This window comes from Geobacillus sp. WSUCF1, assembly GCF_000422025.1.
In the GTDB taxonomy this organism is placed as follows: domain Bacteria; phylum Bacillota; class Bacilli; order Bacillales; family Anoxybacillaceae; genus Geobacillus; species Geobacillus zalihae.
This window is the reverse complement of sequence record NZ_ATCO01000200.1, coordinates 1-12,374: the sequence shown is the minus strand read 5'-3', so window position 1 is coordinate 12,374 and position 12,374 is coordinate 1. Positions and strand designations below refer to the sequence as shown.

Here is a 12,374-nt window from a genome sequence, read left to right as displayed (position 1 = left end):
TTTTTTCGGGCGAATGACCTCGTCAACGGACGCCTCGACGCGATGGAACCGAGGGCGAAGGGAAGCCTTGAGAGACGCCAGCGCTTGTTCGGCGTCTTCCCGGCAGGAAAACAGGCGGCTCTCCCATTGGGCTTGTTCTTGTGAAAGAAGCTCTGCTTCTTTTTTCCGTTTGTTTTCAAGTTTCTTCCCTTTTCGTTGGTCCAGCGCGCTGGATTCAACGACGATCAGCCGAACCGGATGGCCTTCATACGTCGAGGCGGTTTCCCACACTCGATACGCGGCGCCGTTTTTCTCTGCCAAGACGAACGGATCGCTCCACGGCGTGTCCTCGGCATCGGCTTGGTCCAGCGCCGTTTTGCCGATCCGAAGCGAAGCCGGGCCGCGCGTGATCAAAAAGGCGTTGGCGGCTTTCGTTTGCGCCAAGGTGCCGCGCGTCATGGCGGCCGAATCGGCCACGTAAATCCATTCGTCTTCGATTCCCGCGCGTTCAAACTATTCTTTCATCCGTGCCAACACGGAAGGATTCCATGTCTTATCAGGCAGATGGCCGTCGTGCACATCTCCGTAAAACGGAAGGCCGTCTTGATTGCCGACCAACCCGAATCCCATCTGTTTTTGCCAATAATGATGCCGATTGTAGCCATAGGTGATTTGCAAGCCTTCGGTCGAGTTCGTTTCGTACGCACCATATACCGTCTTATCGGTCGTATCGGCATGAAACACCTAAAGAGGGAGGTCTCCTTCTTGTAGATCTGCACGAGACAAGCCGACGTGACGTGATGGATGTCGGCCTCATACAGGCGATCCAGATGGCGCGCCAAAGCGTCGTCATTGAACCAAGAGGGGTGAAGTCCAAGACGGATCAGCTTGGGCAAGTCGATCTCATGCGCCCATCGTTCCAAGTGAACGAGCGCTTGCCAGCCGTCAAAGATTGTAGACGATGGCCTAAACGGCATCGCTCGTTCGGGTTTGGCATTGAGGATCGACCGGAACGAGACGGTCAATCAACTGGAGGAGGCCAAGCTTCTTGAATATGGCACTTATTATATTCAAATAGGAACCTTCATAGACCGCATCGATTGGAATTCCCATGGTGTGAAAACTCCTTCGCTTTCCTTGTGTTTCAAAGATTCATTCGACGCAAGGCGAAAAAAAATCCTCCCGATTTTTGTCGGGAGGGTGCGAAATGTGAGTTCCATTGTACCGATAACAGCGCTTTCGATGCAACTGAAAAACGGACAGCGCGCTTGCCCTAAGGCCGCCGGACACAAAAAACAGCCGCCCGCTCATGCGGGGCAGGCCGCCTAGGCTCACGACGGAGATTTCTCATAAATCGTTTTCCCGTCGCGCTCGATTTCGCGCCGGATCGCTTCGTTCAGCGCGTCGAAAAAAGCACGTCGCACAATGAACACTCCCTACACCGAAAGACGCAAAATTGGCCAAAAATCGTCATCATGACAATACAATTTTCCTATTATTTGTGAATATACTGTGAATTTCCATGTAAAAGGTTGACATCTTCTTTTTTTTTTTATAATGCCATTGAATTTTACAAACATTTCAAATTCATGATTAGAGAGGGCGTTCCATATGAAATGGGTGTTCATTTCAAGAATGGCGTCCCGCTTAAAAGCGGAAGCTAGTTTCATATTCGTATTTTCTGGGGTTTTGATCTTTGTTTGCCTCAATCCCCATACGATTAATCCAGCGGAATGGATTTTATATACGAAATACTTGGTTCCGATTGGAATGGCGGTCTGGCTGTTCTTCAGCTTCCGCTTGCATGTATCGTTGTTCACTTCGACGCCGATTCACTGGATCGCGATGAATGACATCATGCCAAACCCGCAAACGATCGTCTTCTGCCAAGCTTTGATCGCGTTTGGTTGTTTTTTCGCTTGGCAACTGGCCTTGGCCGGGATCATCGCCGGTGCGGTGGTGATCAACTATTCAGCGGGTTGGGATCTTTTCGCTTTTCTGTTTCCGTTGTATTTGATTCATTTTCTTCTCCCATTTCTATGGGCGTGGATGATCGGATTGTCCGCAGGCGCTGTTTACGCCTATCATTCTTCCAAAAAAGCGATGTTGCTCGTTGGTGTGTTTGTTTTGTGGATCATCGTGCTGTTTTCTTTGGAATATCGCAATCCATCCTTCTCCTTGTGGGGAAACCATCGTTGGCCTTACATTGACCCGTTATTCAGCCTAACCTTCCAAAAAGAACGCGTGCTGATCAAATTGGCGTATATTCTTTCTTCCATCGCCGTTTATGGCGTTTTTCGAAGCATGCGGCGATCCTTCGCGGGGCTTGCGGCTGTGTGACTCTCGTTATTTTCGTAACATTTTTCCTTCAACATGCACAATCAAAATTCCAGTTGGATGACATTCTGTTGGCAAACGACGCCAAACTCTATCAACAAATTAAACATCAGGCTCAGCCCAAGAACATCCCGTTGCATGGATATTGGAAAATCAAGGAGATCGAGGTGAATCCGAAATCCACGTATCCGATCAAAGCCACACTCTCTCTGCATCCGAACGAACGCACCGTTCGTTTTTCGATCAACGAGCAATTTCAAATCGATCACATCCAAGGCGGAGGGAAGCGTTTGCCCTTTCAACAACAAGGAAACGTTGTTCAGGTGCAGACCAACGGTGCCCCATCCATGACGATCTATTATCGACATACGTTCGGCTCAACCTTTTATCCGTTGACATCGGGCGTCACGTTGTTGCCATTTGAAGCCAACTGGTATCCGCAGTCCATGGATTCAACGCTTTACGATATCAACTCATCCGGAACGCTTCACTCCAATGTAGAAACGAAAACATGCACACGAGTCAACATGATTGTCGGAAAGGAAAAGTACCGTTGGCATGGGGACCATCTCCCTTGTCTCTCCGTGATCAACGGTCCTTACAAACAAATTCAAGTGCAACATACTCGTTTCCTTGTTTATAAACCATTTCTCACCACAACAAGAAATTATATGGAATTGAAGCATCAACTCGTTTCCATCCGCAATGAGCTATGCCACTTGTTTCCGAATCTTGCAAATACAGATTATTGCACAAAAGAAGTCAAGAGCGTCTCAATCATCCCAAAAAGCATCAACACCACAAACCTTTCGCTCTACGACAGCACGGTGGCTGACGGAACCTACACGTTTTATGTTGATCCGTTCTTGGACGTCAATGGCATCCCGGCAACCAAACATATTCAGGAGTTGGCTGCGTTTTTCATCCCATACCGATTGTTCGAAAACGAACAGATCAGTCTCTTTGCCGGCTTATATTTAATGGAAAAACTACATATTCCATCTATCGGATATGGAAACAGGATAGCGGAAAAATCCTCCATCGACTCAACAACGTGGGAGCACTACATGGCACTATCCATAAAAGAAAAAGAAAACATATTGATTCAACTAGCGCAAGAAAGGGGGAAAGGAGACAAATGATGGAATTGAAAAATGTGACCCTCAAGCACCGTCGCCAACTGATTTTGCATCATTGTTCCGTCAATCTTCCTTCCCAATCCATCATTCTAGCCAAAAATCACATTCGCACAGATATTGTCGCCAAAGCGCTTGCCGGCTTTCATCCTATCGATGAAGGGGAAATCCATTTCGATGAACAGGAAGCAAGAGGAAAAACGAATAAAAGCGTATTTTTCGTGATTCCTGAGAACTACCACCAACTGTGGAGAAACTATCGTTTGCAAGATATTTCGATATGGCTGAATCGTCCTTTTCAGCAATCGGCACTATGGAAAAAATATCGCCTTCCTTCCCATGCATCCATCGATTCATTGACGATGTTTCAACGGCTGATTTATCTTGTTTCTCTTGGACAGTCGCTAAATCGCACCGTTTTCATTTTCGATCAGCCGACGAAACACTTTGACTTCGAAGACTTAGAACAGTTTTATTATTTCTTAAAAGATGATTTTTCGAATGCACATTATCTCATCTTTACAAATCGAATAGAAAAAATATTCACAATGCTTCCTAAACCCATTTATCAACTTGATTCTACCAAATTACTACCCTTGAAAGGAGGTGAGAAGGATGGTTGTCAATAAGGCACGTAAAACGAAAGCTAAGGGGCTACCACTATTCATTTTAGTGTTGGTTCTCAGCATTGCTGGATCTGTTTATGCCGCCGGCACTTCCATTGCGCATATTTCACCGGGGGCTAGTTCTGCCACAGGAACACCAGTGAAAGCTACTGGGGCTTCTGGAACATTGGCCGTCTCTTCATCAGGTCCAGCATTTTATGTACAAGGGTATGCCAAAAAACAAATCAGCTGGTGGCCTGATTCAACAGTTGCTTCGGCAATAGCCTATCCATCACAAACAGTAAAAAAATCTTTTACAGCTGAAAACGGGTCTTTCTACTATGCTGAAGCATACACACAAGCCAACGCGACATCTATTTATGGCGAAGCAAAAGTGACCGTGAATTAAATTGACACGCTTCATTGCAACAAGCAAGCGAATGTCAACACGGCTCCATCACACCGGCGTTCGCTTGCTTCCTTTTATCGTTGATGGATGCGATCATGCTGAAAAAATGGAGTGACCCCTTATGACGTTGTTTACTAGCCTATCGTGGTTTTACGCCAAACAGATGGGAAAAAGCATTCTCTATATGGGAACCTACACATTTTGGTTCATCATGCTGATGATGCGCTTTCTCATTCGCCAGCATGATTCCTTTGGCAAGACGGATTATGGAAACTTTGTCGGGGAAATGACGTTAATCGTCCAAGCAGCCATGCTACTGTTTATGGTGTTTTTTTATAAGTTGTTCTCTGATGAATATCGATTTGGCGCCAATCTTTTGTTTGCCGGCTCACTGCGCATCACGGCGTTGAAAATCGCCGCCTTGTTCGTGAATCACTTGCTGTTTCTTTCATTCTTCACCGGTCTGCAAGTTGTACTTGTATGGCAGTTTTACCGCACATGGGGTCTTCCCTTTTCTTCGTTGTATACGGAAACGGCGTCGTACATTGCGGTGTATTGGCTCTTGCCGTTCGTATTTGCCTTTTTTCTTGGTATTTTCACTGCTCTATTGTTTGGGAAAAATCGATTAAGCTTTGCCTGGATGATGGTCATTTGGCTGGCCATCAGCCCGATGAATACACAATTGTTTTCTCGTTATTTCCATCGCATCCCCTTTTCTGACATCCGTAGTTTGTTCTACATCGGTCCGTTGAATATGGACGATGTATTTCGTGACGTCGTTGGATACAATGTCAGCCTTCCGACGTACATGAAACTATTGTTTTGGATTCTAACGTCGATGATGGCGGTATGGGCCATTCTTTGGAAAACGGCCCGCACGACAAAGGAGAAAGCGGCCATTATTACAGGTGTCGTTTTGCTTTTAGCGGGGGATGCTTGGTTGTTTCCGCATCTTTTCACCGGAAACAAACTGGTGTTCAGCTACGCTGATTTGGCTAAAGAAAACGTTTACTACCAAACTCACAATCCAACCATCCAACCAAGCACATTGCACTATTCGATTGAACGGTACGACATTCAGCTGGAGGCCAAAAACGGTGTCCATGCGAAAGTGAAAGTGACCTTGCGGCAAATTCGGGGCGACACGCTGTCGTTCGTGCTTTATCATCATTTTTCTCTGAAGCGAATCACCGATCAAACCGGAAAACAGCTGCCGTTTATTCAACAGGGGGATGTCATCACGGTCAAACGTTCACCCAATCGCTTGACCGACGAATGGACATTTGAGTATCAAATGAACGATTCCGCGCAAATTCCGATTTCACCGCACTATTTGTTTTTGCCGAGCGATTTCAGCTGGGTGCCGACAAAAGCCGAACATGCGCCGTTTGCCTTTGTGAATGTTCATTCCAGTCCGGTGCCTGTATCGATGCAACCGAGCCATCCGATCCGCTATACGTTGTCGTTTCACGGAACGGCGCCGTTTTATACGAATTTGCCGCGTCGAAGCGACGGAACGTACGAAGGAGTTGTGTCCGGCGGCATTACAGCCGTAGCGGGAATGTTTGTGAAGGAAAAAATCGGGCCGTGGCAGATCGTGCACCCCGCCGATTGGCCGAATCTTGAGCGGGATTGGCCGGTTTTCGAACGTCATGTACGGCGCATCCACCATGACATCGTGCAGATGTTCGATTTAAAAGAGGCAAAGTTGCCGACGAACATCGTGTTGCTCGCTCCCCATGGTGAACAACGGAGCGTATATAGCAGCGATCATTTGCTTCTTCAAATTGATACGCCATATTCCCTTCGCTCCCAAGAAGGAACATTGATGTATTTGCCGGAAATCATAACAGAAGGACTTCTTTGGAGGGGAGTACATTCATCGATGCAAAAAGAAGTGTTTCAAGCGTTGCTGGCCAGATGGTTCCAACAACAATTAGCCCTTCCCTATTCCGGAGGAGATTTGACGTTTGATTTGACTTTGTCAATCGACTCTCCTGACGTGAAAACAGAGGAAGTGCTGAGGCAGCTGTCTGGGGAGTATGAACGCTTATCCGATGAGAAAAAACAAACATTTTTGGCTTTATGGTACAAACAAATGAGAGAAGGAGCAGATGGCAGCTGGGAGAAAGTGATACAACTCATCCGCATGGTTCAGGAGGCACAAACATGATCCATGTATCCAGCGTCACGAAACGAATCAAAAAACAACTCATTTTATCGAACGTATCGCTCTGCATAGAGGGGATTTACGGGTTAGTCGGACCGAACGGAGCCGGTAAGACGACATTGATGAAAATATTGGCCGGCTTGACACCCATGGATGAAGGGCAGGTGGCGATCGACGAACGAAGCTGCACCAAAGGAAAATATGTGAAAGCTCATGAACGGATCGGTTATTTGCCGCAAGATTTCATGGTTTATCCAAACATTACGGTCGAAGAAGCGCTTGACCATCTCGCTTTATTGCAAGGAATGATGGACAAACGCGAACGGCACGCAGCTATTGCTGAAGCGATTCAAAAAGTGAACTTGAACGGCCATGAGACAAAAAAGATGTCCGAGCTGTCCGGCGGCATGCGGCGACGGGTGGGAATTGCTCATTTATTGACGCGAAAGCCGTCCATCTTGCTGTTTGACGAGCCGACGGCCGGCTTGGATATTGAAGAGCGAATCCGCTTTCGCCATCTGCTCAAACAGCTTGGTTCCGAGCATACGATTGTCATTTCTTCGCACATTGTGGAAGACATTGAGTTTTTGTGCACCAAAATTGGGGTTTTAAAACAAGGGCAAGTGTTGTTTGAAGGCACGCCGTCTGAGCTGAAGTCCCGCGCAAAAGGCTGCGTATGGGAATATTGCATACACCCCGAAGAATTGGATGACTTGATCGCAACGCGAGAAGTGGTTCAGCTTCTCGAAGAAGAGGATGGCATTCACGCGCGAGTATTCTCCAAAAACGGGGGAACAGGGGGAAGACGGGTGGCGCCGCGCTTGATCGACGGCTATTTGGCTGTTGTCAGGAGAGGGGAACCAAGATGAAAGCTTACATCGAATGGATGCGAACCGCATTCGTGTTTGACCGCAAGACAATGGGCGGAGCCTTTTTTATCCCACCAGCGATGTTCATCCTATCGCTGTTGCTTATTTTGTTTGTTCCCCGCAAATCGCCAAGTATTTACGACAATGTGATTATCATCCAAGGGCTGTTCATCCCGTTTTCCGGCTGGTGCCTCATCTATCGGTTCGGCGAACTGTATGAAGACGGAGCGCAAGAGACGCTTGTCCCTTACTATAGGCAATGGGTTTGGATCGATATTGTACGTTATTCTTTCATCCATTTGTTGGGGGTTGTCGTGCTAAGCGGGGCATTCATGTGGAAATATGGAGTCTCTTCTTTGTCTTTTTTGAATCTCATTCATTTCATTCTATTGACGTTCTTTTACCTATTTTTCAGCACTGCCTCCCTTGTTCTTACAAAAAACACCAATATCGCACTGACAGTCATTTTTATTTATACGGTGCTTGAAGTGGCCACATTAGGAACGTTCATGCCCTGGCCGCATATCTTTTTGTTCGAGCCGCCGGTTTGGGAACCGATGCTCATCAACAAATTCATCATGTTAACGCTGTCCATCTTTCTAGCAGCATTCATCACCATTGTCTGGATCAGCAAAGGAGATCGGAAACCTCAATAAAAGCAGACAGGGGATCATTGACGTTTGGCGGCAAATAACGGCTTACCATCCGAACGAAAGGCTATGCTTACAAATTGATCAATTGGTGGCCCGACAGCGTCGTCGCTTCCACCAACTGGCTCAATCCCGGTCAAGAAGAAACGCGCAATTTTACACAAAAAGACGGCGATAAATATTATGGGCAAATTGTTGGTCAAACGGTTAGCTCAAGAGGATATGTGACCATTACCGTCAAATAACCCGAATCCGGATGATGAGGGAGTCAGGGATACGCCTAAAAAGAATGGTGCGATCCCTGACCGCATTTTTCTTTTGTCAACTTTTCAGAAAGAAAGCGGTTGATCGGTGATGAGATGGAAATGGCTGTTTGTTTTTTATTGGAAACGATTGTTGAAAAGCAAGTTATATGTTGGCGCCAGCATCCTATTTTTTGTTTTGCTGCTTGTCAGGTTCGTTTTATTCTTTTCAGACGATATGAATGCAGGCATGGAATACTCTGGAGATTTGCCTTCTGAAGTGTTCATGCTTGTTCAAATCGTTTCGCTCTTTTACATCGTATGGTTCTACTTTCTCTACTCCAACGAGCTTCGTTACGGCGTTTCGTCATGGTTCGCCGACGGCTACCGGATTTTGCTGGAGAAAATGAGCGCCTTGCTGGCGGTTCATGCGCTGTGCCAAGGGATCATGCTGATGATGAGCTACGGCGTTTTTTCACTCGTGTATCTCTTCGTTGGGGTGGAGCCTTCGGATCTGTATTGGTCGCTGCTTCGGTTTCTCGCCGTCTACCAGTTTGGACCGCTCGTGCTCACCGTTCTGTACGGCGTCATCATCGCGCTGCTGTTGGAAACGAAAAAGGTCAGTTTTTTCGCTATGTTGCTTGTATGGATCCTGACCGGCCCGATGACGACTGAGCTGTTCATCGATCTGTCCAAAACTGTTCATGCCCGCGACTGGACGTCGCTGCTGTTTATCGGAAAACACGCGATTCAACAAGCGTATGATTCCTACATCGGGTTTGAGGTCGACCGCGGCGGGGAATGGAAATGGGCCGCATGGTTTCTTTCCCTTGTCGGATTGGCGTTGTTGTCGTCGATCCGCTTTACGCAGACGAGAAAGGAGCGAAACGCCGTCTTGAAAGCATTTCTCGTCTTCCCGTTTCTGATCGTCCTAACCGCCTACCACTCCTTGCAAACGAACACCAAGGCGTTCACTCGGCCGATCAGACGACCGAACTCGAGGAATACCGCCAGATGAAACAAGAGACGAAAGCCGATTTGCGCTACCGTATCCAGTCGTATGACATTTCTTTGCATGGATCGCGCGCGGTCGTGCGCGTGGCCTTGTCCCAGTTGGACACGAACCGGCCCACGTTTCAACTGTACCATTTGTATCCGCTCCACTCGATTGAAGCGGACCACCAGCCCGTCACGTTTACGAGAAACGGCGATCTCGTGACCGTGCGGCTGCCGAAACGCACCTCGACGCTCACCTTTTCCTATGAGATCGTCGATACGGCGCTCATTCCGTACACGAACGGCCGCATCGTCCTGTTGGCGGATCGGGCGTGGTATCCGAAAAGGAGGGCTTCGCACATGTATCGGGCTTATGAATATCGGGTGGCGGGAACGAGAGCTTGGGATGGGGCGTTCACCGATCAATTCGTTCCGAATGAAACGTACACCTTTACCTTGAACGTGGACGGCGATGTGCTGTTTTGCAATGTGCCAAAGCGGGGGACGGTTTACCGAGGGAAAGCGCAGGCGGTCACCTTGATCAAAGGGCAAGGGCATCAACTCGTCGATCAAGGATATGAGATCACCTACCCCGCTGACTGGCCGCACATGGCGGAACGGGCGCCGACGGTCATCCGCCAGTTAAAAAAAAACGTTTCATCATGTACAACAAATCGCATCCACGGCGGTTTCATCGCTGCCGAACAAGATTGTGTTCTCCAGCTCGGGGCTATCCTCGTTTATGGCCCATGACCATCTTGTCTATAACACGAATTTTTTTTTCGATTGGCACCTATCATATGGAACGAGATTATTATGAAAAAATGCTCCGTCTTTCGGTTCCGCCGAAAGGATCGCGGATCATGTACAACGAGTGGATTTCGCTGGCCACCCGCTGGCTGATGCAAAAACAAGGCCTTTCGGTGATCGACTGGAGCTCCAAAAGCGAGTGGTTCGAGTCGCAGCCGTCATCCGTAAAGAAGCAAATTGAAGCCATTTATCAGGCGTTTCAGCCGCTGGATGTCGACCAAAAGCAACAATGTTTGCGGACATGGTATGCGAACATGGACGACGGTTGGACATGGGACCGCATCTTGGAGATGATGCAGGAGGTGAACGGCGTTGGCGGTCGTCATTGAAGGATTGACGAAAATCGTGAAAAAGAAGCCGATTTTATCCGATGTCTCCCTCACCCTCTCCGGCGTGTACGGCTTGCTGGGGCCAAACGGCGCCGGCAAGACGACGTTGATGCGCATTGTGGCCGGACTGTTGGAGTTCAATGCCGGACGGGTGTCGCTCGGAGACGAGCCGATCAGCACGGGCACGAGAGTGAAGCGGGTGAACGAGATCGGCTATTTGCCGCAAGAGTTTATGATGTACCCGGAGCTGACGATGTATGAAGTGCTTGAGCATCTCGCTGTCTTGCAAGGGGAACATCCCGCCGCCTGCCGCTCCAAAATCGAGAAGGTCATCGAACAAGTCAACTTGTCTTCGCACCTCAACAAAAAAATGCGCGAGCTGTCCGGCGGCATGCGGCGGCGGGTGGGCATTGCCATGCTGCTGCTTCGGGAGCCGTCCATCCTCCTGTTTGATGAGCCGACGGCCGGGCTTGACATCCGCGAGCGCGTGCGGTTTCGCAATTTGTTGAAGCGGCTGGGGCACGATCATACGATCGTCATCTCTTCGCATCTTGTCGAGGACATTGAATTTCTGTGCACCAAAATCGGGGTGTTGGACCGCGGCACGGTGCTGTTTGAAGGCAGTCCCGATGAGCTCAAGCAAAAAGCCGCCCCTTATACGTATGAGTTGGAGGTGCCGTTTGCGGAACTCGACTCGATCATGGCCACCAACGAAGTCGTGCAAATGAGCGAAGAGCCTTCCCACGTCGTCGTGCGCGTCTTGTCCGAAGAGCCGATCGGTCGGCGCGTCGCCCCGCGGCTGATGGACGGATATTTGGCGTTGTTGAAAGAGGCGGAAGCGCATGGATAAAAAAACGATCGCCCATCATTTTTCTTTTGACCGCCGCTTGCTCGGCCGATTGTACTGGTTTCCGTTTCTCGTCTATGGGCTGTGCGTCGGGTTGATGGGGATCTTGTCCGCCCGCTCCGACGAACCGTTTTTGCCGTACACCGTCATCCAAGGCATTGCCGTGCCGATCGCCGGATGGCATCTCGTCTTTTTGTACCGCCATTTGTACGACGAAGGGGCGAAAGACGCGTTGGTATGGCATTACCGGAAAGCGGTCGTCTTCGACTTGGTCCGCTATGCCGTTTTGCATGGGGGATGCATCGCTCTTCTTGTCGCGGCGGTCATAGGGATTCAAGGAACGATGTTTCTCACCGCTCCCGTGTTGGGGCACCTGTTTCTGTTGTTTTTGTTTTACCAGTTGATTGGGCTTGCCTTGTTAGGCGTCTTTGGCAGCCTGGATGTCGCCTTGTCCGTCATCGCGGTCTATACGTTTATGGAAGTCGCGACGCAAGGGACGTTCATGCCGTGGCCACATCTGTTTTTGTTTCAAGCGCCGGCCGATTCGCTGTCCCTCCTTCTCCCCATGATGTGGCTGGGGGCGGGCATTGTGATCGCCGCCGTTTTGATTGGACGGGAGTTTTGGTAAACGAGGGCGGAACCCAACAGAGGAATGTGGGGGCTTGCTGGTGTGGTCTCCGTTCGTTGGACACACCCGTACAGCCCCCACCTCATCTCCCCGATACGGGACAGACCATCCTAAACAAAAATAGTTTATGAGCGGGCTTTGTCATCAATCGTCTTCTCGTCGCGCTCGATTTCGCGCCGGATCGCTTCGTTCAGCGCGTCGAAAAAGAGCACATCACATGAGTAAATGCCGACAATCTCGTCAAGATCCTCTTTGATTTTCCACTTCTGTTTTCCGGTCTAGTCAATGCACAAGTCAATGTCCGAGTTGTAGCGGGCCATGCCGCGCGCCCGCGAGCCGAACAAAACGACTTTTTGTATATCTTCTT

General features: G+C 49.0%; 9 protein-coding genes and 4 pseudogenes. 10 read left to right on the top strand and 3 right to left on the bottom strand.

Translation table 11 applies throughout. The annotated features are described in order from the left end of the window. Nucleotides 1–1,092: pseudogene (locus I656_RS18860) on the bottom strand (IS1634 family transposase); the annotation flags it as partial. A gap of 218 nt (nt 1,093–1,310) precedes the next feature. Next, nucleotides 1,311–1,403 (bottom strand): hypothetical protein, encoded by a 93-nt coding sequence (locus I656_RS01355; RefSeq protein WP_021322083.1) that lies wholly within the window; start codon nt 1,401–1,403, stop codon nt 1,311–1,313. 187 nt (nt 1,404–1,590) lie between these two features. Here I656_RS01355 and I656_RS0116820 point away from each other — a divergent pair. The 10 genes and pseudogenes from I656_RS0116820 to I656_RS01390 all read left to right on the top strand — a co-directional run bounded on the left by I656_RS0116820 (nt 1,591) and on the right by I656_RS01390 (nt 12,007). Next, a pseudogene (locus I656_RS0116820) lies at nt 1,591–3,458 on the top strand (hypothetical protein). Then, nucleotides 3,455–4,081 (top strand): hypothetical protein, encoded by a 627-nt coding sequence (locus I656_RS01360; protein WP_020756661.1) that lies wholly within the window; start codon nt 3,455–3,457, stop codon nt 4,079–4,081. Before I656_RS0116820 ends, I656_RS01360 begins: the two are co-directional and overlap by 4 nt. Then, nucleotides 4,068–4,466, top strand: coding sequence for a hypothetical protein (locus I656_RS01365; protein ID WP_020756660.1), 399 nt, complete (start codon nt 4,068–4,070; stop codon nt 4,464–4,466). The genes I656_RS01360 and I656_RS01365 overlap by 14 nt, the downstream gene beginning before the upstream one ends. 121 nt (nt 4,467–4,587) lie before the next feature. Next, complete coding sequence (locus I656_RS01370; protein ID WP_020756658.1) at nt 4,588–6,639, top strand: ABC transporter permease; 2,052 nt, start codon at nt 4,588–4,590, stop codon at nt 6,637–6,639. Further along, nucleotides 6,636–7,505: an ABC transporter ATP-binding protein gene (locus I656_RS01375; protein WP_033006668.1), complete on the top strand. Its 870-nt coding sequence runs from the start codon at nt 6,636–6,638 to the stop codon at nt 7,503–7,505. Before I656_RS01370 ends, I656_RS01375 begins: the two co-directional genes overlap by 4 nt. After that, on the top strand, nt 7,502–8,161 hold the full coding sequence (locus tag I656_RS01380) for a hypothetical protein (RefSeq protein WP_020756656.1): 660 nt from the start codon (nt 7,502–7,504) through the stop codon (nt 8,159–8,161). The genes I656_RS01375 and I656_RS01380 overlap by 4 nt, the downstream gene beginning before the upstream one ends. Before the next feature lie 74 nt (nt 8,162–8,235). Beyond that, a complete protein-coding gene (locus I656_RS18855) occupies nt 8,236–8,400 on the top strand; it encodes a hypothetical protein (protein ID WP_020756655.1) in 165 nt (54 codons plus the stop codon). Nucleotides 8,401–8,509: 109 nt separating this feature from the next. Then, nucleotides 8,510–10,532: pseudogene (locus tag I656_RS20020) on the top strand (ABC transporter permease). Beyond that, complete coding sequence (locus I656_RS01385) at nt 10,516–11,382, top strand: ATP-binding cassette domain-containing protein (RefSeq protein ID WP_020756651.1); 867 nt, start codon at nt 10,516–10,518, stop codon at nt 11,380–11,382. Before I656_RS20020 ends, I656_RS01385 begins: the two are co-directional and overlap by 17 nt. After that, nucleotides 11,375–12,007, top strand: coding sequence for a hypothetical protein (locus tag I656_RS01390; protein ID WP_020756650.1), 633 nt, complete (start codon nt 11,375–11,377; stop codon nt 12,005–12,007). Before I656_RS01385 ends, I656_RS01390 begins: the two co-directional genes overlap by 8 nt. A gap of 125 nt (nt 12,008–12,132) precedes the next feature. Here I656_RS01390 and I656_RS0116810 read toward each other — a convergent pair. Next, nucleotides 12,133–12,374 (bottom strand): annotated as a pseudogene (locus tag I656_RS0116810) (nucleotidyltransferase family protein); the annotation flags it as partial.

Excerpts from the sequence above, each read along its gene's own strand:
- I656_RS01380 (WP_020756656.1), top strand. The coding sequence starts at position 7,502 with ATGAAAGCTTACATCGAATGGATGCGAACCGCATTCGTGTTTGACCGC.
- I656_RS01390 (WP_020756650.1), top strand. The coding sequence starts at position 11,375 with ATGGATAAAAAAACGATCGCCCATCATTTTTCTTTTGACCGCCGCTTG.
- I656_RS01360 (WP_020756661.1), top strand. The coding sequence starts at position 3,455 with ATGATGGAATTGAAAAATGTGACCCTCAAGCACCGTCGCCAACTGATT.
- I656_RS01370 (WP_020756658.1), top strand. The coding sequence starts at position 4,588 with ATGACGTTGTTTACTAGCCTATCGTGGTTTTACGCCAAACAGATGGGA.
- I656_RS01365 (WP_020756660.1), top strand. The coding sequence starts at position 4,068 with ATGGTTGTCAATAAGGCACGTAAAACGAAAGCTAAGGGGCTACCACTA.
- I656_RS01375 (WP_033006668.1), top strand. The coding sequence starts at position 6,636 with ATGATCCATGTATCCAGCGTCACGAAACGAATCAAAAAACAACTCATT.